Origin of the sequence: Actinomadura rudentiformis (assembly GCF_008923185.1) — a bacterium.
Lineage (GTDB): Bacteria > Actinomycetota > Actinomycetes > Streptosporangiales > Streptosporangiaceae > Spirillospora > Spirillospora rudentiformis.
Genome location: NZ_WBMT01000008.1, coordinates 316,500 through 335,876, shown reverse-complemented (window position 1 = coordinate 335,876; position 19,377 = coordinate 316,500). Strand labels below are relative to the sequence as shown.

General features: G+C 66.9%; 18 protein-coding genes. 9 read left to right on the top strand and 9 right to left on the bottom strand.

What is annotated here, in order from left to right; genetic code table 11:
* The first annotated feature begins 686 nt into the window (after positions 1-686).
* From F8566_RS52270 to F8566_RS19120, 3 genes are all read left to right on the top strand, one after another.
* Complete coding sequence (locus F8566_RS52270) at positions 687-812, top strand: hypothetical protein (RefSeq protein ID WP_264159341.1); 126 nt, start codon at positions 687-689, stop codon at positions 810-812.
* 51 nt (positions 813-863) lie between these two features.
* Positions 864-1,595, top strand: coding sequence for an SDR family NAD(P)-dependent oxidoreductase (locus tag F8566_RS19125; protein ID WP_151561643.1), 732 nt, complete (start codon positions 864-866; stop codon positions 1,593-1,595).
* Positions 1,596-1,685: 90 nt separating this feature from the next.
* Complete coding sequence (locus F8566_RS19120) at positions 1,686-2,456, top strand: carboxylesterase family protein (RefSeq protein WP_151561642.1); 771 nt, start codon at positions 1,686-1,688, stop codon at positions 2,454-2,456.
* Between the two features lie 25 nt (positions 2,457-2,481).
* Here F8566_RS19120 and F8566_RS19115 read toward each other — a convergent pair whose 3' ends face one another.
* The 4 genes from F8566_RS19115 to F8566_RS19100 form a co-directional block, all read right to left on the bottom strand.
* Positions 2,482-3,072 (bottom strand): anthrone oxygenase family protein, encoded by a 591-nt coding sequence (locus F8566_RS19115; protein ID WP_225993320.1) that lies wholly within the window; start codon positions 3,070-3,072, stop codon positions 2,482-2,484.
* Positions 3,073-3,266: 194 nt separating this feature from the next.
* Complete coding sequence (locus F8566_RS19110) at positions 3,267-4,118, bottom strand: alpha/beta fold hydrolase (protein WP_151561641.1); 852 nt, start codon at positions 4,116-4,118, stop codon at positions 3,267-3,269.
* Between the two features lie 214 nt (positions 4,119-4,332).
* Complete coding sequence (locus tag F8566_RS19105; protein WP_151561640.1) at positions 4,333-5,070, bottom strand: sensor histidine kinase; 738 nt, start codon at positions 5,068-5,070, stop codon at positions 4,333-4,335.
* Positions 5,071-5,197: 127 nt separating this feature from the next.
* A complete protein-coding gene (locus F8566_RS19100; protein ID WP_151561638.1) occupies positions 5,198-8,521 on the bottom strand; it encodes a helix-turn-helix transcriptional regulator in 3,324 nt (1,107 codons plus the stop codon).
* Between the two features lie 176 nt (positions 8,522-8,697).
* Here F8566_RS19100 and F8566_RS19095 point away from each other — a divergent pair, with 176 nt between their 5' ends.
* From F8566_RS19095 to F8566_RS19085, 3 genes are all read left to right on the top strand, one after another.
* Positions 8,698-9,084: a nuclear transport factor 2 family protein gene (locus tag F8566_RS19095; protein ID WP_151561637.1), complete on the top strand. Its 387-nt coding sequence runs from the start codon at positions 8,698-8,700 to the stop codon at positions 9,082-9,084.
* Between the two features lie 349 nt (positions 9,085-9,433).
* On the top strand, positions 9,434-10,585 hold the full coding sequence (locus F8566_RS19090) for an alginate lyase family protein (protein WP_225993319.1): 1,152 nt from the start codon (positions 9,434-9,436) through the stop codon (positions 10,583-10,585).
* A gap of 252 nt (positions 10,586-10,837) precedes the next feature.
* Positions 10,838-11,509, top strand: coding sequence for an IS3 family transposase (locus tag F8566_RS19085; protein WP_151561636.1), 672 nt, complete (start codon positions 10,838-10,840; stop codon positions 11,507-11,509).
* Between the two features lie 301 nt (positions 11,510-11,810).
* Here F8566_RS19085 and F8566_RS19080 read toward each other — a convergent pair whose 3' ends face one another.
* Both F8566_RS19080 and F8566_RS19075 read right to left on the bottom strand, forming a co-directional pair.
* Entirely contained in the window at positions 11,811-12,569 is a 759-nt protein-coding gene (locus F8566_RS19080) for a hypothetical protein (protein ID WP_151561632.1), read from the bottom strand.
* 209 nt (positions 12,570-12,778) lie between these two features.
* Positions 12,779-13,360, bottom strand: a complete 582-nt coding sequence (locus F8566_RS19075) for a TetR/AcrR family transcriptional regulator (RefSeq protein ID WP_151561631.1) — start codon at positions 13,358-13,360, stop codon at positions 12,779-12,781.
* A gap of 482 nt (positions 13,361-13,842) precedes the next feature.
* Here F8566_RS19075 and F8566_RS19070 point away from each other — a divergent pair, with 482 nt between their 5' ends.
* Positions 13,843-15,414, top strand: a complete 1,572-nt coding sequence (locus tag F8566_RS19070; RefSeq protein WP_192809744.1) for an amidohydrolase family protein — start codon at positions 13,843-13,845, stop codon at positions 15,412-15,414.
* Positions 15,415-15,499: 85 nt separating this feature from the next.
* On the opposite strand, the gene F8566_RS19065 is transcribed toward F8566_RS19070, so the two are convergent.
* From F8566_RS19065 to F8566_RS19055, 3 genes are all read right to left on the bottom strand, one after another.
* Positions 15,500-15,745, bottom strand: coding sequence for a DUF2283 domain-containing protein (locus tag F8566_RS19065; RefSeq protein ID WP_151561628.1), 246 nt, complete (start codon positions 15,743-15,745; stop codon positions 15,500-15,502).
* Between the two features lie 191 nt (positions 15,746-15,936).
* On the bottom strand, positions 15,937-17,100 hold the full coding sequence (locus tag F8566_RS19060; RefSeq protein WP_151561627.1) for a hypothetical protein: 1,164 nt from the start codon (positions 17,098-17,100) through the stop codon (positions 15,937-15,939).
* 98 nt (positions 17,101-17,198) lie between these two features.
* On the bottom strand, positions 17,199-18,197 hold the full coding sequence (locus tag F8566_RS19055) for a hypothetical protein (protein ID WP_151561625.1): 999 nt from the start codon (positions 18,195-18,197) through the stop codon (positions 17,199-17,201).
* 154 nt (positions 18,198-18,351) lie between these two features.
* On the opposite strand from F8566_RS19055, the gene F8566_RS19050 reads away from it, so the two are divergent.
* Complete coding sequence (locus F8566_RS19050; protein ID WP_151561624.1) at positions 18,352-18,633, top strand: hypothetical protein; 282 nt, start codon at positions 18,352-18,354, stop codon at positions 18,631-18,633.
* Between the two features lie 200 nt (positions 18,634-18,833).
* On the top strand, positions 18,834-19,061 hold the full coding sequence (locus F8566_RS19045; protein ID WP_151561623.1) for a hypothetical protein: 228 nt from the start codon (positions 18,834-18,836) through the stop codon (positions 19,059-19,061).
* Positions 19,062-19,377 lie beyond the last annotated feature (316 nt).

Genomic DNA, 19,377 nt, shown 5'->3' with positions numbered 1-19,377 from the left:
GTCGACCTCGCTTGAGCACAAATCGGACGCCACCCGACTACGCCGAGCCGTTGGACGGGTCTGGGTACGTCATGACCGTCCCGTCCCTGTCCGAAATGTTCGACGCGCATCGAGACCACGACCGCCAGCCGCCTGCTCGTCTGACAGATCGAGCGTCGCGGCCGAATGCCGGACGACGCCCGTCCCGTCAGGGGCGCTCACCGCGGACTCGGTCCGGCCGACCGCGGCCGCTGGGAGAGGCGGGAGCATCTGCCCAGCTGAGTCTTCGGTGAGCCGGTAAATGACGCCCGCGCCGCGGAGTAGCGGCGTCCAGCCACGGCTGCGGGGCCGCCGTACCGTCGGCCTTGATCAGTGGCCGGGGCGGCCGGGAGCAAACGTTGCGGCCCGGCATCCTTGGGCGTCGACGATGCGCCGGTTAGCAGCAGGTGGTCGATGTTGGTGGTGCCGAGGCTGAGCGGCGGAGGCCCCGCCGAGCCGTCCAGGTCGTTGAAGAGGTCGAAGGGATCGACACAAAGGCTCGAGCCACCTGTTCCTGCCATACTCCATCGTGCTCGGGTGGCTGGCCCGCGAACACGGGCGTACAGCGATCCGGATGGGTCCTGGCCGGCGCGGCACTGGTGATCGGAGCGCTGCTGACCGTGTCCACCTTCCGCTGAGCGGCCCCGCCACCGGCCGACCATATCGAAGTGGCGCCGTCCTACCTGGCCTGCCGGGAGCTGGTCGATGTGGTCACCGACTACCTGGACGGGGTCCTCCGCCCGGCTGGAGAGCGGGATTCGAAGACCATCTGGCCGGCTACACCGAGTGTGTAGGGCAGATCGGAGTCACGATGCAGGCGCTGAAAAGCTTCTAGGAGAAACACCATGATGCTGGAGAGCAAAACGGCGATCGTCTATGGCGGGGCCGGCGCGATCGGCTCTGCCGTCGCCCGCGCGTTCGCCCGCGAAGGCGCCCGCGTATTCCTCGCAGGCCGTACCGTACCCGCCCTGAACGAGGTGGCCGAAGGCATCCGCAGCACCGGCGGCCTGGCCGAGGTCGCGCAACTCGACGTGCTCGACCGGACGGCGGTGGACGCGCACGCGGCCAGTGTGGCCGGCGCCAACGACGGCATAGACATCGCCTTCAACGCCACCTCCAACGATGACGTCCAAGGCACACCCCTTGTCGATCTGACCTACAGCGACTTCATCCGCCCCGTCACCAAGTCGGTCACCGCCCACTTCAACATCGCCACAGCGGTGGCACGGCACATGACCATTCGCGGCTCCGGCGCCATCCTGGTCATGGCCGGAGGCCGCGAGGCGATCCCCTCCCTCGGCGGCTCCCACGTCGCCTGGTCCGCCCTTGCCGGACTCTGCCGCCAGCTGGCCGCCGACCTGGGACCCCACGGCGTACGCGTCGCCTGGCTCCTGTCACCCGGCTCACCCGACCCCGCAGATGAGGGCACCCACGACCCGAACGCCCCCGCCGGCCTCCTGGGCCGCCGGCCAACCCTCGACGACGTCGCCAACGTCGCGACGTTCCTCGCCTCCGGCTGGGCTTCCACCATGACCGCCACCGAAGTCAACATCACCGGCGGCGCAGTCATCGACTAGGGCCTGCTTCTGCCGCCGTTAGGCCGGTCCCGGGGCTGATGGCCATGTCCCCGCAAGAAGGGCACAGCTGATCGCGCCATCGCAGCACTGATGACCGGCTCGATCGGCTCGGCCACCGCCGCCGATGACGAATCGCAGCCGGGCTGGTGTGGAACGAGTCAGGAGCGGTCCGCGGCACCGTCGCCGAGACTCACCGCATCTTCCATGGGCTCCCGTTCGCCGCGCCACCGGTCGGCGAGCTGGGGATGGCGGTCGCCGCAGCCACCCCCGCGCTGGAGTGGAATGCGGGACGCAACGACGCCCGCTCCCGCCTGCGCCCGAAGCAGCGCAGGTGGTCAAATCGACACGACCGAGTACTGCCTCTACCTCAACGTGACCGCGCCGAGCCAGCCACACCCGGCAGGCCGAAACCCGGTGATCGTGCGGCTCCACGGCGAAGGCAACAGCTACGGCACGGCCGGCACCGTCTACCCGCGCCGGCTGGCCGTTGGAGGTGACGTCGTCGTGGTCACCACCGACTACCGGCTGGGTATCTTCGACATCCTCGACCATCCAGCCTTGGACGGCTCCGGCGCGTACGGACTGGAGGATCAGCAGGCGGTACTGAGGTGGTTGCACGTAACATCGCCGCGTTCGGCGGTGACCCGGACAAAACTCACGCTCTTGGGCCAGCCGGGTGGTTTCTTCGACGCATGCACCCAGCTGACCTCGTCCAGAGCAAGGGGCCTGTTCGACCGGGCGGGCTCCGGCAGGCCCAGCTCGTCCGTCCCGGTCCCGGTCCCGGTCCCGGCCCCGCGCCGGGCCGGTACGTCCTGCGCGACTGCTGCGAGTGTTCGCCGCAGAGATGGCGCGCGAAGATGAGCCCAGCGGCGCGGGAAGCCGGCCGTCAGCCGCGCACATGCCGCCGGGCCCGTTGTGGCTGCTCGGCTCGTCCCGTGCAACCGCGCAGGACGAGCGCCCAGGTAAGGGAACCGAAGGCCGCCGTGGCTGCCAGTGTCCGGACGATGTCCCAGGCGATCCAGGGGCTCACGAAGTCGTCGCGCACAGCGGCTAGATTCTCGATGCGGGCGGGGTCACCCGCCTCCTTCAGCTCATAGTTGAGCGGGACGTGGACTGTGAAGGTGACGACGAGCGTCAGCGTGTAGAGGGCGAGGCCGGCGAGGATCCAGACTGCGGTCTTGGTCGAGCCGGCGCGACGCGCTTGGAAGAAGGCGACCGCGGCGAGAACCGGAGCCCCGAAGAAGATGACGAAGAAGGCCGGATTCTCGATCTTGTCGATCGTCTGTTGCATCGCATCGACAAGGGTGCGGTCGTCGGCCGCGGTCAGGCCCGGCATGACGGCGATGGTGAAGGCGCACAGCAGCCCCGCCGACAGTCCCATGGCGATCACGGCCGCGCCCAGCACGATGCCCGCGTTGCGGTCGCGCCGGTCTGGGTCTTGGTTGGCGGGCTTGCGGGTTGGGATGTTGCCGGCCATGTCGGCCTCCTTCGGCTCGGTGGAGCTGTTGCGGGGTGTCTGGATCGGGATGTCCTGGCGCGCGCCCGACGCGGTGGTGTCCAGGTATCCCGCCTGTACCGTTCCTGCTAGTTGCCGAGGACCAGCAGGCGTCCTCCAGGCCGATGCCAATCGCAAATCGGGCGTCGCCCATGTGGCAGGCCTTCATGCGGTGGTCAAGGCGGGGGTGAGGTGGCGTCGCCGATGGCGGCGATCTGGTCGGCGAGTGCTTGCGGCGCGTCGAGTGGAACGAAGGTGCGGGCCCCGGGGACCTCGATGAAATCGGCGTCGCCGAACGCCCGAGCCAGGCGCTTGCCCAGGCTCGGCGTGAACGATCGGTCGCTGGTGCCCCAAACCAGTCGGACAGGGCCGCCAAAGCGGGCCAGCCGAGAGGAGATGTCGTTCAACTCGCTCGGATCGAGTGCCTGAAGGAACCGGACGGCATCCGACCGCACGGCTGCGTCGGTGAGCGCCGGCTCGATCCACTCGCGGGTTTGCGCAGGATCGAATCTGCGCGCAAGGAGACCGAGCCCGAGCGGTGAGTGCCGGAACGACCGAAATCTCATCGGCTGCAGATTGAGCCACATGCGACGGCGGCCGTTGAGGAGGCGGAAGATCACGTTGAAGGGGAACGGGGGGAAGGTGTCGAAGGCGTCGCAGTTCGTGAGCACCATTCGGCCGATGCGGGCGGGGTCGATGTCGACGATGTACTGGCACAGGGCACCGCCGGTGTCGTTTCCGACCAGAGTGACGTCGGTGAGATCAAGGGCCTCGAGGAACGTCAGGACCTGCCGGGCGACTCCTCGTGGCGTCTGGTCGGCATCGGGCAGCGGCACGCGGTGAGCACCGAGTGGCCAGTTGGGCGCGTAGGACCGGATGCCCCGCGCGGCCAGGTGGTCCGCTACGCCGGACCACAACGAACCGTCGACCAGGAAGCCGTGGACGAAAACTACCGGCGGCGACGCGGCGTCCTTGGGGCCGACGGCGCGGTAGCTCACCGTGCCGTAGGTCAGATCGATTGTCTCCATACAGCTCATCTCCCTGAAGCGAAGTAAATGACGCGAGTTCGAGCAGGTCGTCGCACTGATCAAGCCTCGGTCTGAGAAGCACGACCGCACGCGCGCTGCCGCCGACCTTCCCGTTCGTGACTCACCCACCTGCCCGAGGTCGGCTGGTCGGCCAATGCCGATGGGCTGAGCGGATCGAGAGCGCGATGGTGCTGGCGAAGGCGGCTGTGGGGGGCTACGCCGTGGTGGTGCGCGGTACGTACATATCGGTCCCTGTATCCGCCGCTGGGCCTGGCGAGGTCTTCGCTGGCAAGTTGGGCGTCCCAGTCGGCAATTGGGCGTACACGCGGAAGCCGCCGTCCTGGAGCGGCTCAGCTTGCAGGGATCCGCCGAGCGCCTCCGCCCGGTGCCGCATTCCGGTGATGCCATACCCGCCACGGCTCAGGGCATGGTGGTCATCCCGGTTCGGTGGGGCGTTGGTGATTTCCACAAGCACCGCGTCCGTCTTATGGACGATGCGGATGCTGACCGTTGTCGGCCCGGCGTGACGAAGGATGTTGGTTACGGACTCCTGCACGATCCTGTAGGCGGTCTGGTCGACGGCCGGTGGCACGGGGCGCTCGACTGACATCTCGAGGTGGATGGTGAGGCCGCAGTTCGCCATCTCCTTGATGAGGGCGGCGACCTGGTTCAGCCCCGTGCCCTGCTGTCCGGGCGCGGTATCGGCCGTGGAGGAGGGTTCTGTCGTGTTGAGCGAGGCGACCAGGGCGTGGACTTCCGCCGCGAGTTCCTTGCTGGTGGTCTTGATCGCGGCGAGTGCCGTGGTGGCCCGGTCGAAACCGTCGGAGGTTCCGGAGAGGGCAAGGGCGGTGGCGGCCTGGACATAGATGATGGTGATCCCGCTGCCGAGGACATCATGGAGATCTCTGATGGCCTGATGCCTGCATTGGTCGTGGACCGGTCGCGAGCTCATCGGACTCCTCCGTGCGGACGTTGCTGTCCAGCACACTCGTGCAGCGGAACCGGTGGAACATCGGTCATCGGGTGGATGTCGCGGGGCACTGGGTGGTTGAGATGGCCGCTGGACATGCGGTTGGGTGTCAGTCCGGCATTGATCCTTGGTCGCGGGTGGCGCGTGAGGCCAGGCCGGTGAGCTCGGTCCGGTTGGTCACGTCCAACTTGGCGAAGATGTGCGACAGGTGGGTCTTCACGGTCGCGCGGGTGACGAACAGGCGTTTGGCGATCTCGGGGTTGGTCAGGCCGTCGGTGACCAGGCGTACGACCTGCCGCTCGGCCGGGGTGAGACTGGCCCAGCCGCTGCTCGGCCGCGCCCGTGCACCCCGGGCGCGGGTGGCGTACTCGACGGCGGTGTCCAGAGACAGCGCAGATCCCTCGTCCTTGGCGGTGGCGAAAGCGTCGCCGCCCAGGGCGTCAAGGGCGGCGGCGAGGGTCTCATCGACAGCGGGTTGGTTGACCGGGGCCCGGGCATAACCCATCTCCTCTCGGGCCGCCTCGCAGGCGGCGAGCAGCCGCACGGCCTTGTCCGACCTCTGTGATCGCGCGGCAAGGGCGGCGAGGGCCTCCAGGCTGTCGACATAGAACGGGCGCAGCTTGTGTTCGAGACGGATGGCCAGCGCCTCATGGTGGAGGTCTTCGGCCCGGGCGGGATCGTCTGCCGCCGCGAGGTGTGCCAGCTCCTCCAGAGCATCGGCCAACGGGTAGTACGCGCCGATCGCGCGGGCCAGCGCCGCCGCCCGTTCGGCTCTTGCCCGCGCTTGGTCACGTTGCCCGAGCCGCCGCGCCGCGGCCACTTCGACCAGCTGCGCCATGCACGCCACGCGATTGTCGCTCGTCGGCACAGCGAAACGACCGCCTCGCTCCGCCCATTTCGCGGCGCCTTCGAAGTCGCCGCCGTAGAGATGCAGTTTGCCCAGTCCCCATGCCAACCAGGAGATTTCGGTGAGTCCGGCGTCCTCGATCTGCCGGGCGATGGGCTCCAGAAGCCGCCGACCGCCCTCCAGGTCCCCGGACAGGCAGATGAACCAGGCCTGGAACACCGTCAGGTTCGCGACGGTGAAGGAGTCCGCCAGCCCCTCGGCGATGTGGGTGGCCTCGATCGCCAACTCCACTGCGCGGCGTACGTCGCCGCCAAAGAACACGCCGAAGGATTCGCAATTGCGAGTGAAGGCGGCGCTGAAGCGGTCCCCTCGGCGGTGCGCCCGGCTGAACGTCCGCCGGGCCAGTTCCAGGGACTCGGCGTGCCGGTCCTGTTCGTGGAGCGTGAACGCCTTCACCATCATCGCGAAGTCGGTGGTGAAGTCGTCACCGGCCGGGAGGCTGAACGTCTTGGCCTGGTCGGCCAACTCCACGGCGGTGGGGAAGTCGTGGTAGAAGGCGGCGTAGGCCAGGAGCGCCAGGCAGCGGCCGCGCAGGGCGTCGTCGCCGCGTTCGATGGCGATGTCCAGACCCCGCCGTGCCGCGTCACCGGTCAGTAGCGGGTCCCCGGCTGCCATGCCCATGAGGGCCATACCGGCAAGCAGCCTGCCCTGCAGGACCGAGCGGTCCTCGGGAGCCAGCTGGATGGCCTGCTCCAAAATGCCGCGGCCCCCATGGAGATGGCCGTGCAGAAACCACAGCATGCCCATGGCCGCGGCCAGCCGCCGTCCCCGCTCGGGATCGTCGGCGCCCAGCGCCCAGCCCAACGCGTCGCGGATGTTGTCGTGCTCGGCCTCCAACGTCCGGCACCACCGGTCCTGATCGTGATCGATTCCCGCAGCCGCGGCCTCGGCCAGGTTCAGGAAATAGCCGATATGGCGATCGCAGGCGGCCGCGGTCTCACCTGCGTCCGCCAGCCTGCGCCGCGCGTAATCGCGGATGGTGTCCAGCATCCGGAACCGGGCCTCGCCCGCACCGTTGTCGACCACCAGCAGGGACTTGTCCACCAGATGGCCGATGACCGTCAGCGTGTCCGCCTCGCCGCAGCTGTCGCCGGCCTGGTCCACGGCGCAGACTGCTTGGGCGGCGGCCAGGTCGAAGTCGCCGCCGAAGACGGCCAGCCGACGGAACACCACCCGGTCGGGCTCCTCCAGCAGGTCATAGCTCCAGTCCACCGAGGCCGCCAGGGTGCGGTGCCGGGCGATCGTGTCCCGTCGACCACTGATCAACAGCCGGAAGCGATCGTCCAGCCCAGCTGCGATCTGCGCCGGGGACAGTGCCCGCACCCAGGCCGCCGCGAGCTCGATGGCCAGCGGAATGCCGTCCAGGCGGCCGCAGATGGTGGCAACCGCAGGGTCGTCAGCCAGGCCGGAGGCCTCGGGCTGTACCAGCGCGGCCCGGTCGGCGAACAGCCGGACCGCATCCTTCCCGGCCAGCGAAGGCACTCGCCACACCGTCTCGCCCAGCACGCCCAACGGCTCGCGGCTGGTGGCCAGTACCGATACCTCAGGGCAGGCGCGCAGCAGCCCGCCGGTCAGGTCCGCGCAGGCGTCCAGCAAGTGCTCGCACGTGTCCAGGCACACCAGCAACCGGCGTCCGCGAAGCTGAGTGGTCAGCGCACGCATGGGTCCGCCGGCCGGCTCCACCAGCACCCGCAAGGTCGCCGCGGTCAGCTCGGCCACCAGGGCGCCGTCGCCGAGACCGCCCACCTCGATCCACCACACCCCGTCCGGCCACTGGTCGGCCATCGCGGCAGCGGCCTGCACGGCCAGCCTGGATTTGCCGCAGCCGCCCGCGCCGGTCAGCGTCACCAGACGCTGTCCCTCCAGCAGCCGCCTGACCGTGGCCAGCTCCTCGGCCCGGCCGACGAAGCTGGATAACTGCGCCGGCAGGTTGTTGGGCACCACATCCAGCGACCGCACCGGCGGGAAATCCCGTGAGAGATCCGAGTGCCGCAGCTCGTACAGCCGTTCCGGACGCAGCAGATCCCGCAGTCGATGCGGCCCGAGGTCCGCCAGCCACGCCGCCTCTGGTAGGGCGTCGGCGACCAGCGAGGCGGTGGCCGCCGTCAGCAGTATCTGTCCGCCGTGCGCGACGTCCCGCACCCGAGCGCAGCGGTGGGCTGCCACATCGGAGTAGCCGCGGCTGTGCTGCCCGCGCTCCTCAGTGGTGTGCACCCCGATCCGCACACGGACTGCCAGCCCCGCCGGCCAGTCCTGCCGCGCCAGCGCCAACTGCACCGCCAACGCCGCGGCGACCGCCTCGGCCGCTGACTCGAACATCGCCTGCACGCCGTGGCCCGACCCGATCCCGCCGGCCCGTACCCCGCCATGAGCCCGTACGGCCGAATCGATCACTTCGTAGTGCAAGGCGATCGCCGCGTCCGCGGAGTCCGGCGCCATGTCCCACAACGGCATCGCCGACTCGACCTCGGTCAGCAGAAAGGTCGCCGTTCGCCGCGATTCCCGTCGCGGTTCACCCTCGGTCATCGGTCCTCGATCTCAGTGTGCTCCTGCCCGCCAGTATTCTCCGCGCCGCCGGGCCGCTGATATCAACCACCTCGCCGACCGGCATCGGCCATGCGGACGATGATCCCGCGCCCCGGGCGTAGCCAGACTCGCCCAGCAAGCGCCCTAGGAGGAGGACGGAACGATGAGCCGCGAACATCCGATGCCCACCGCACGTCCCGGGCAACTGCGATTCCGCATCGAGCACTGGCAGGCTCTTTGGGCCAGGCCCCCGTCCCGACCTGGCGGCCCGCGCCGTCACCCCGGACGTCACGGTCCTGTGTTCCGGCGACTCTGGGCCCATCGTCGGAATCACCCAATACAAAGAGAAAATCGCTCGCCTCCTGCATCGAGTACCCGACCTGCGCCGCGAGGCCATCAATCATGCAGACAACGGTGAGGTGCTCTTCGTGGAATGGATCGCCCGGGGCACTGGGGCACACGAACCCTTCGAGTTCAGCGGGATCGACCGGATACGGCTGCGCGACGGACTGATCAAAGAACACCGGATCTACTACGATCCAGCCTGGCTCAACCTGCTGTGAGAACAGACCGTACTCAACAGCGTTCATTGTCTGTATTGGCGATGAGCCAGACCTAGCAGAGCTGACCACCGCCTCCCCGGGCCTGGTCGTTGCGAGTCAGGCCGCCAGGGTGGTGAGCTGCTCGCTGTAGTGGGCGGCGACAGTGGGGATACCGATCGCAGGTCGCGGGTGAATGCCGTGCCTGTTTGAAAATGCGGACCGCGGCCGCCGGCGGGACCGCCCGCGGCACTCCTCGGCGGCATTGAGGTCACCGTCAACGGCGTGGTACAGCGGCCAATGTCCAGGCGCGAAAATTGACAGCTGAGTCGGCGGCTGGCTGAATGAGCGTCCGCGCCTTGGAAGGAAACCCGTGCGTCTCGCTCGCGCTTTCGCCGCCACCATGCTCGTGGTCGGCGCTTTTTCCGTCCCGCAGCCCGCGCAGGCTGCCGTGTTCAAGCATCCCGGCGTCCTGGTCAGCCGCGCTCAGCTCGACTTCGTCAGAGCCAACCTCGGCAAGGAACCGTGGAAGTCTGCCTGGAAAGCCCTGCAACGCAGTCCCGTTGCCTCGTTGTCCTACACGGCCAAGCCCCGCGCCGTCGTGGAGTGCGGTATGTGGGGGAGGCCCGACCACGGCTGCTCGGACGAGCGTGAGGACGCCAATGCGGCCTACACACACGCCCTGCGGTGGTACCTCACCAAGGACTCCCGCTACGCCAAGAAGGCGATCCAGATCATGGACGCCTGGTCGGCCGTGATCAGCAAGCACACCGGGAGCAACGCGCCGCTCCAGACCGGCTTTGCGGGCGCCAACTTCTCCCGCGCCGCCGAGCTCATCAAGCACACCTACAGCGGCTGGACTCGGGCCGGCCGGTTCGCCGGCAAGCTTCGCACCGTATACCTGCCGACCTTGATCGCCGGAAAGCCCAACCACCAGGGCAACTGGGAACTGATCATGACCGATGCCGCCATCGGCATCGCCGTGCACCTGGACGACCGCGCCTCCTTCAACCGAGCGGTCACGACCTGGCGCGGCAGGCTGCCCGCCTACATCTACCTCAAGACCGACGGCTCGCTGCCCAAAGCCCCACCCAACAGCAAGCACGACACCAAAGCCGAGATCATCGACTACTGGCACGGGCAGACCAAGTTCGTGAACGGCCTGGCCCAGGAAACCTGCCGTGACTTCGGGCACACCGGATGGGGGATCGCGGCCATCTCCCACGTCGCAGAGACGGCCCGCCACCAGGGCGTGAACCTGTACGCCACGGCAAAACACCGGCTGCGATTCGCGATGGAGTTCCACGCTCGCCTGCAACTGGGCGCGACGGTGCCATCGTGGTTGTGCGGCGGAAAGGTCATCCCCGGCCTCGGGCCGAACCTCGAAGTCGGCTACAACGCGCTGCACCAGCGCCTCGGATACGACATGCCTCATGCCGGCAAGTGGGTGAAGCAGAAGCGCCCGGTCGGTGCCTCGCGCTTCCTGGCCTGGGAGACCCTCACCCACGCGAAGAACCCGCGCTGAGAGGTCATGGCAAAGGGTGCGGTTCTTCGTGAAGGACCTGGGTGAGTGAACGGTGCACCCGTTCATCGAGGCGGAGAAGCAGACAGGTCACAGCGTCAAGCGGGCGTGTGAGCTGCTAGAGGTCTCCCGTGCCGCCTTCTATGCCCGCCGCGCAGGCATCCCCGGGCCCCGAGCTGCCAGTGACGCTGAACTGGCCGACCAGATCAGCGTGGTGCACGCCCGCTCGCCGGGGCACCTACCGCGCCCCGGCGAGTGCACGCCGCCCTGCAGCAACAAGATGTGCGCTGCGGCCGCCGCCAGGTGGCGCGGTTGATGCGCCAATACGGCCTGGCCGGTCGGCATCGCAGACGCCGGGCCCGCACCACCATCGGCGACCCGCGGGCAACCAACCGGCCAGATCTGATCGAAAGAGACTTCGGCCCCGACCCGTACGCGCTCGACCGGCGCTGGTGCGGCGACATCACCTATCTGGCCACCCAGGAGGGCCGGCTGTATCTGGCCACCGTCATCGACATCGCCTCCCGCAAGGTCGTCGGCTGGGCCACCGCCGACCACCTGCGCACCCCACTGGTCCCCGACGCGCTCACCCAAGCCTGCCGTAACCGGCGTCCCGCACCCGGGCTCATCTTTCATGCCGACCACGGCTGCCAATACACCAGTCACGCGTTCGCCCAAATCACCGCCGCCCACGGAATCCGGCTGTCGGCCGACCGGACCGGCGTGTGCTGGGACAACGCGCTGGCCGAGTCGTACTTCGCCACCCTCAAACGCGAACTGGACACCGACCACACGATCTGGGCAAGCCGTGCCGCCACCCGATCGGCCATCTTCGAATTCATCGAAGGCTGGTACAACACCCACCGGCTGCACACCAACCTGAGCTACCGCAGCCCCACCGAATACGAAACCCACCACGCAGCCTGACCGACACAACCAACATGTCCGTCAAACCGGATCAAACCCAGACGTGCGCAATTCATCGAGTGTTATCGCAGCTCTGCGGCCTAGTGCTACATCGTGGACAAGGGCCTGGCCGCTGCCGTGTTCGGTGATATAGGGACGCGCGAAGCTTCACCGACCTGAGCCGCACTTGGTGTGCGACAACCTCGACACCCACAAGGCAATGGCGGAACGGACGACCCTGATCGCGCAGGGGGCCGTCCGTTTGCAGGTCGGAGCTATCTGGTCGTCCTCTTGTTTACTTCACCCGTTGAACGGTCGCCCGTTAACGAGCAGTCTGGCCCAGGATCGCGTCCGGAGCGCCCCTGAATCTCTCGATTCCCAATGCCGCCCACCAATCGGCGAAGGCGGGGATGGCCTCGAAGAACGCGTAGACCCTGGCCGACAGGTCCACCACCGCGACCCCGTACAACTCAGCGGTGCGTGCCCTGGCCAGCGGCCCATCCAGCAGAGCATCCGGATGGTCGGACTCGCAGATCAGCCCTTCATCCATGGGAAAGTCGTCGTAGGTTCCCAGGTGGGTTTTCAGCATGCGATGCAACTCGGGATAGTTGAGGACGGCGACCGGGTCTGCGCGAACCTCGTCGGGTATCTCCGCGAGGACTTCGGGAGGCATGTGGGGCGGGGGATCGGTGACGAAATCGATGAAGCTATAGGAGACACCGTCCGGGGTACGGGGTTCGACGGCGAGATGATGGGTGCGGACCAGGCGGCCATCGCGATTCGCCAGGACCACCTGCTCGGCGCCGAACTCATCCGAGTTGACCTCCACCAGGATGCGGGCGATGTGCTTGCTCACCGAGGCGAAGGCCCCCTTGATGAGGGAATGCGCCGCCGAACGCTCCATGCACATCAAAAGACGTGAGCGTCCGTCAGGCAGCGAATGGTTCCACACTCGCAAGTCGATATTTTCTTGCTGTGTGGCTGCTTTGCCCAAGGCTGCCAGAACCGGGCCAGGCTCAATGTCCGGATGAAGATCGATAACGGCAAGATCCATGAACGTCGACATGATCACCTCGAACACGAATGTCGGCCGGCCGGATCCGGCACACAGGGACCCGTTGCCTGTGTTGAACTCGGAGGCTGGGACGCAGGCCCGAGCGATCAGGTTCCGTTAGCGCTGGCGAGGACACATCAGAAGCACATGCGGGCTGCAGCGGCGTGAGCGGGTGCAGGTGCGGATGAGGCGGCCGAGCGTTCGCGGGCCGGGATGGCGCCGCGACCGCCGGGGGCTCAGGCGAGTTCTTCGGCGAGTATGTGCAGGGCACTGGCGAGTTCGTTCGCGGAAAGGGCCTGGTGGGGATCGATCAGCCATTGCATCACCAGGCCGGTCAGCAGGGTCTGGCACAAGGAACCGACCAAACGTGCCCTGGTGTCATCGATGTTGCCTTCGGCCTTGGGTGGCAGGAAGACCTCGGCCAGTCCCGAACGGCCTTCGGCCATGCTGGCGGTGAGCGGTGCTCTGAGCTCGGCGACGTGCTGGGCCTGAACGAGCACCTCGGCCTGGGCGGCCCAGAGTGGACGGTCGGTCTCGAACGAGGAGATGATCTGCGTCCAGATCGCCGCGAAGCGTTCCGCGGGACTCGCACCGGCATCAGCTCCAGCAGCCAGTGCACACTCGAGCCGCTCTCCCCATTCCTGCACCGCCTCATGCAAAGCCGCGTTCAGCAGCGCCTCGGTCGACCCGAAGTGGTACCCGATGGCGGCCAGGCTGACTCCCGCCGCGGTGGTCAGATCGCGGGCCGTTGTCCGCCGGTATCCCTTCTCATGGAGGCAGTCCCGGGCGGCCTTCAGCAGCTTCTCGCGGTTTCCCATCGCCCGAAAGTATCACTGTCTGAGACAAACACCTTGATGCTTGTCTCAGACATGTTGCACTTGAACCCCGCACATGAAACCCCACGCAGATCGGGCCTCACCACTTCCGGCGCACGCCACAGCGAAGCTCGCGCCACCGGCAGGTCGGCCGTACCCCTGCTCGACCCACCTAGCCGCGCAGCAACGAAGACGCGAATGACCGCAGCCCGCTTCGCCCACGCGCTGACCTGCAAGTGATGCGGGGAGGAGACCAGTCAATCCATCTGCCACACGCATCGGCCTTCGCCCCAGGTGTGGCGGCCCGAGCAGATGGGCGTCTTGTCGAGCAAGGACCCCCACCAGGCAGAAGATCCACATGAGCCGATGAGAAGTTAATAGATTTGTCTAAGACGAATATCTTGAAGGATGTCTTAGACAAGGCTATGTTGGCGTCGGCGGTGCGCCAGCAGTCGCCGACGCTTCCAGTGCTGAGGAGCTCTGCGATGTCCGATCTTCCGTCCCGCCGTCATGTACTGATCGGTGGTGTGGCTGCGGGTGCGGCCATCGTCACCGCCACCGGCGCGGCCCGCTCTGCCGCAGTTCGCTCTGGCGAGGCCCGCACCGCCGGGGGCAGGGGCGAACCCCTGCTGGCTCTCGTCGGGGTCACCGTGATCGACGCCACTCGTGCCCAGCCTCTGATCAACTCCACCGTGCTGATCAGAGGCGACCGGATCGTGAGAGTCGGACGGCGCGGACAGGTACCGGTCCCTCCAGGCGCCACGGTTGTCGATCTCACCGGCAAGTACCTCATCCCGGGGCTATGGGAGATGCACGCCCACAGCATCGGGACTGAACACATCTCCCCGCCGCTCTACCTGGCCAACGGGGTCACCTCGGTCCGCGAGATGGCCGGGTCCGCAGTGGTCGCCGGGTGGCGGGAGGCAATCGAACAGGGCCGGATTCGCGGCCCCCGGTGGACGATCGCCAGCACGATCGTGGACGGCTCCCCCTCGCTGCTGGCCGATCCGGAAGATCCCAGCGGAGCGATCCTGGTCGCCACCCCGGCCCAAGCCCGCCGCGCGGTGCGGCAAGCCAAAGCCGAAGGGGCCGACTTCGTCAAGGTGTACTCCCGAGTGCCGCGCGAGGCCTACGCGGCGATCGCCGACGAAGCGCGGCGGCAGCACATCCCCTTCGCCGGGCACTGCCCTGACACCGTACCGATCGTGCAGGCCAGCGACGCCGGGCAGCGCAGCATCGAGCACATCCACACCCTGTGGTGCGCCACCTCCAGCCGCCACCGGCAGGTCCAGCGGGCGCTGGCAAGCATCACGATCGAACCCGGCGGATACGCCGGCTGGTTCCGCCAGTTCCACAAGGCCGAGTGGCTCGCCGCTGAGAACTACAGCCCAAAGCGGGCCGCGGCGGTCTTCACGCGGCTGGTGCGCAACCGCACCTGGGTGACCCCCACCCTTGCCATGCATCAGATCGTGGACCGCCCCGAAGCTCTATTCCTCGCCGATGACCGGCTCAAGTACATTCCCGCCGAAGACCAGCAATGGTGGCGGTGGGCTGTCGACAACATCTACAAGCCCGGCCGCAACCCACAAGAGGTCGCGCAACAGCACGCACTGTTTGATCGCAGACTGCGCTTTGTCGCCGCAATGCGCGAAGCCGGAGTGAGCCTGCTAGCAGGCAGCGAGTCCGGCTTCATCTACGCCTACCCCGGGTTCAGCCTCCACGACGAGCTGGCGCTGCTCGTCAGGTCCGGACTCACTCCCCGGGAAGCCCTCGGCGCGGCGACACTCCAAGCCGCCACGTTCATGGGCGCACAGCACTCACTCGGAACGATCCATCCCGGAAAGCTCGCCGACCTGGTCGTCCTGGACGCCGATCCACTCGCCGACATCACCCACACCACCAAGATCCACGCCGTGCTCGCCGCCGGGCACCTGATCACCTCCGCCGAACGCCGCCGCATGCTGACCAGCGTGGAACAAGCCGCCAAGGAAAAGCCCTCGCGGCACCTCCCCTCCGCAACCATCGGCTGCGGCTGCCACACCCCCCGCAAAAGCTGATGCGACCAATGGACACGTGGCAGCAGCGCCCCGGTCTGGCCAGGGCCACCTCAACCGAGGTTGCACAGCGCGGCTTTCGCCCTGGTCAGACGTCCAGACGCTCGGCTGTGTCGAGCAGGTACTGCGGCAACTTGGAGCGGGCGTCAAGGACCTCAACACCGATAACGCGCCCCTCCTTGTCGAAGTCGAGGTTGATCATCCCGTTGACGGCGATGGGATCACAGGCGTACATGTTCGCCGCCGCCCCTGGCGTCCCGGCCTGAACAGGGTCGACAAGATAGATGTAAGCGGCATTGGCCTGTTCGTCACAGGTGATTTTGAGGTCGGTCATGGGCTCCTGCTCGTTGCGATGGATAGGCAAGGTAGCTCAGTAGCTCATATCGGCAAGGTTGGTCGGAGCGGCTTGTTGAGCCTCCCGTCCGCATGCTCAGGACGTATTAGAGCCGTAAGCCGACGACCCTCTCGACGCCTTGACACATCGGAGGTCTCATCCGGCGGTCTGTCCGGCCGATGATGCTGGTGTCAGGCTCCTTGGCCGCCGATGGTGGGGCCCGCTGGCCACAGTGCGGCAAGGTCGGTTGGCGTGAGGGGATCTCGGTAGGCCGCCTGGAGGACCTCGTGCTTGGTGGTGGGGCCGGCTTCGGCGAGGTTGGCGAACCAGTCGAACCCGGCCGGGTAGGCCCATTGGTAGGAGCGGAGTTGTGGGTCGGCTCCCCGGTCGGTGAGGAGGTCGGCGATCACGGCGTCTCTGGTCCAGGGCATGCGGAAATGGGCGTGGTCGGCCAGTCCCTCGATAGAGGCGCCCAGGTTGAGAGCCAGGTGGAGTTCGGCGCGGACGAGCTGGTTGTAGTGGTCGAACTTGGTGCGGGTGACAAGGGCCTGATCGTCGGGAGCGATGAAGAGCGGGAGTGCCTGGGCCAGTCCTTCAAGCAGGACTTGCTGGGGTGCGTGGACTGACATCAGGCGGACCCAGGGAACGTCTTCGGGTGCGCAGCGGGCGGACCAGCTGGCGCCTTGCAGGCCGTGGCCAAGGACCTCGTGGAGGGCGAATTGGCGGGCGGCGACCTTGGTGAAGCTGGCGTTACGGAGGTTGAGGCGCAGGCGGACCCTGTGGCCGGCGCCGTCCAGCCAGTACGCCCAGTAGGCGTCGACCTCGGTGGTTTCGATGGTCAGCTCGAAGGTGGCATCGCTGCCGGTGACCTGACGGACGGCACGTTCGTAGTCGTCGGTGGCCTGGCGGATCGCATCGGGCGCGTCCTGGGTTTCGATGGGAGCTTCGAACGCGTGAAGGTCGCGCGAGGTGTCTGGGCTCCAGTCGATGCCGAGTGCGGCAAGGGCTTGGCGGGCTTGTTCGCCGCGCTGGGTGATGTAGCCGTCTTGCCATCCGGCTGTGCCGCATCCCTGGGTCGCGGCGACATACTCCGAAAGCGGGAGTCGTTCGCCCAGGAGGGCACCGAGGTAGGCGCGGTCTGCGTTCAATCGGACGATGAGTCGGACGGCTCCGGCCTGCTCGGCGCGGGCGCGTAGGTCCCCGAGTCGGCGGTAGATCTCCAGCCGGTTGTCGGCTGGCTGGATCTCCTCGTCGGTGGGGTGGCAGTCGAAGTCGATGACGGCGTTGGTCCCGCGCTTGATCTCGTAGGCGTGCCAGGCTCGCAGGGTCCCTTCGATCTCGTCACGCAGGTTCACGGATCACTTCCCACCGCAGGGTCACGGCCTGATTGGGGCGCAGGTAATCGCGGGTCAGGGACATGACCGCGTCCTTGCCCTCGATGTCCCAAATCAGGCTATCGGTGGCTGAGTTCTCCGAGCCGTCCGGATGTTCTTCGGTGGCTGTGCAGCCGCCCAGGTCGATGTCGCGTTGGCGGACGTGGATCTCGTAGTGACGGCAGTAGCGAGGCATCGACTCGCGCCAGTAGTGGTTCACGTCGAACTTGCCGTGTTCGGTGATGTAGCCGACGCGGGCCCACTCCCCCGGGCCGCAGCGGCGGGGAGATCTGGAAGGCGAACTTGGCCAGGTTGGTCGTGTCGTGGATGCGCTGGATGGCCACTCGCCGGTCCATGTCGGGGACAGGTTTGATCACCAGGGGGCCGGTGGTGTGCTCGAACCACACCTCACGCGACATACGGGCCTGCGGCTTGTCGCCCAGGTTAAGCAGGTCGAATCGGTAGTCGACGACGGCACCGCCGTCAGGAGCGATCTCGATGTCGACTCGCTTGGTCAGTTCGATGACATGTCCGGACAGTCCGGCCAGCTCAGTGATCTCCACGTCGTTGAGCCGTCGCGCCTTCTGCAACTCCAGCAATCTGCGGCCCAGCTCATGGGCGTGGTCGCTGGGGTCGGCTATAGGGGATCCGGCGAGCGTTTGGAGACGCCGCTTGGCGGCCGGGATTGCTCGTGTGGTGGCGCCCCAGCTGATCTCTCCGGTCTTGGGCGCGTCAATGCGATGCTCGATCGTCGCCAGGAGTTCGGCGACGTCGGCCGCCATGGGCTCGTCCAGACTGCTGGCGGGCTGGCTGGATTCCTCGGGAGGACAGAGTTCAAATAGCTGCTCGGCTGTCCAACCGGGGAGCATCGTCTCCAGCACCCGGCAATGGTGTGGATACGGAAGCCCTTTGAGTTCACCGTTCATCCATCGGTGGAACTGTGCACGGCTCGGCCACGTCTGGACCAGCTTCGGGTCAATGGACTTGGCGGCCTTGTCGTATTCGCCGCAGAACGCGTGATGCGTCTGCCAGTGCTTCTCACGTAGAAGCACCTTCAGCCGTACGGGGGGATTCGGCATGTCCGACCTTCCGACGGCAGGAGCGTAACAAGGACGAGCACGAGACGAGACAAGACCAGCGCGTTCCGTCCTGGATGCGACACAGGCGGTAATGCGGCGTGACGTGTCTCCCGAGCATCCTCGAAGTGTGATCAGACACGGGAGGGGCTACGCAGTGGAGCCGACGAACCAGTCCTTGGAGATCGAACTCCTGTCGGAGTTGCGCGCCGCGCTCGCCGAGCGTGAGGTCCGGTCCGAGGTACGCGAGAACGTGGCCGGGTTGGCGGTGTTCACTGGCGTCCCTGGCGTCTTTGTCTGGATCTTCGTCAGCTTCTCGATGCGCTACTTCTCCTGGAACCGGGCCGACTTCCAGCACCCGGTCAGCGATGTTCGTGGGGCCGCCCAGAGGATCGCCGACCAGGTCGGCGCCTATGCCAAGGACTGGGGGAAGCCGTGAGCCAACGCAACGGCCCCGACACTCTTCACTGCTCAGGCGTCAGGAAAATGAATTGAACGCCGAATTTCCTGGCTGGCTGATCTCACGCCCGGAGCCTGGCACCTGGTCGGTGACTCAGCCGGGCTGGGCGCCCTCTATGGCCAGAGCGCACCCGGACTTCGCGGAAGACTCATGCGGTACTCAACCAAGGAGGATGCTCAATGACCGGCAAACAACGCCACCCCGGCTTGGCTCAACTCGTGGACACCACATTCACGCAATCAAGGAACCGAACAAAGGATTGCGTTCAACCTGACAACGGAGGAGCGAAAGATCTACTCAAGGAACTACCCACGGCGATTGCCGAACTGGATGAATTCAAAAAGCGAACGGCAGAGGTCACGGCACAAGTCTGCGCGCCGGAATCCATTTCCGTGGACCCGACATGATCGGCGTGGAGTACGCCATGGCGGCGATGACCGACTCTCTTGATCGCCTCGGTGAAGCACTAGCCTTGGTGGCACTCGCGAGTTCCTCGCGGTATGAATCGGGTCCGCCACGACTCCTGGTGTTTTATCGCGTGCTGCCGAGTGTGGGCGAAAGCATCGCGCTCGCACTGTGCCCCGACGATGGAGAGCCCTGGTTCCGATCTTCGTCGGGTGATCTCATTGCCCCGTGTACAGACGTGCCGAGGGCCGTCGGGGAAATCGCCGCCCTTCTGGCGCCTGTCTGGGCAGCAGCCACCCAACTCACCTCGGGCGGACC

Excerpts from the sequence above, each read along its gene's own strand:
- F8566_RS19075 (WP_151561631.1), bottom strand. The coding sequence starts at position 13,360 with ATGGGAAACCGCGAGAAGCTGCTGAAGGCCGCCCGGGACTGCCTCCAT.
- F8566_RS19055 (WP_151561625.1), bottom strand. The coding sequence starts at position 18,197 with ATGCCGAATCCCCCCGTACGGCTGAAGGTGCTTCTACGTGAGAAGCAC.
- F8566_RS19065 (WP_151561628.1), bottom strand. The coding sequence starts at position 15,745 with ATGACCGACCTCAAAATCACCTGTGACGAACAGGCCAATGCCGCTTAC.
- F8566_RS19070 (WP_192809744.1), top strand. The coding sequence starts at position 13,843 with ATGTCCGATCTTCCGTCCCGCCGTCATGTACTGATCGGTGGTGTGGCT.
- F8566_RS19105 (WP_151561640.1), bottom strand. The coding sequence starts at position 5,070 with ATGAGCTCGCGACCGGTCCACGACCAATGCAGGCATCAGGCCATCAGA.
- F8566_RS19120 (WP_151561642.1), top strand. The coding sequence starts at position 1,686 with ATGACCGGCTCGATCGGCTCGGCCACCGCCGCCGATGACGAATCGCAG.
- F8566_RS19115 (WP_225993320.1), bottom strand. The coding sequence starts at position 3,072 with ATGGCCGGCAACATCCCAACCCGCAAGCCCGCCAACCAAGACCCAGAC.
- F8566_RS19110 (WP_151561641.1), bottom strand. The coding sequence starts at position 4,118 with ATGGAGACAATCGATCTGACCTACGGCACGGTGAGCTACCGCGCCGTC.
- F8566_RS19100 (WP_151561638.1), bottom strand. The coding sequence starts at position 8,521 with ATGACCGAGGGTGAACCGCGACGGGAATCGCGGCGAACGGCGACCTTT.
- F8566_RS19045 (WP_151561623.1), top strand. The coding sequence starts at position 18,834 with ATGACCGGCAAACAACGCCACCCCGGCTTGGCTCAACTCGTGGACACC.
- F8566_RS19125 (WP_151561643.1), top strand. The coding sequence starts at position 864 with ATGATGCTGGAGAGCAAAACGGCGATCGTCTATGGCGGGGCCGGCGCG.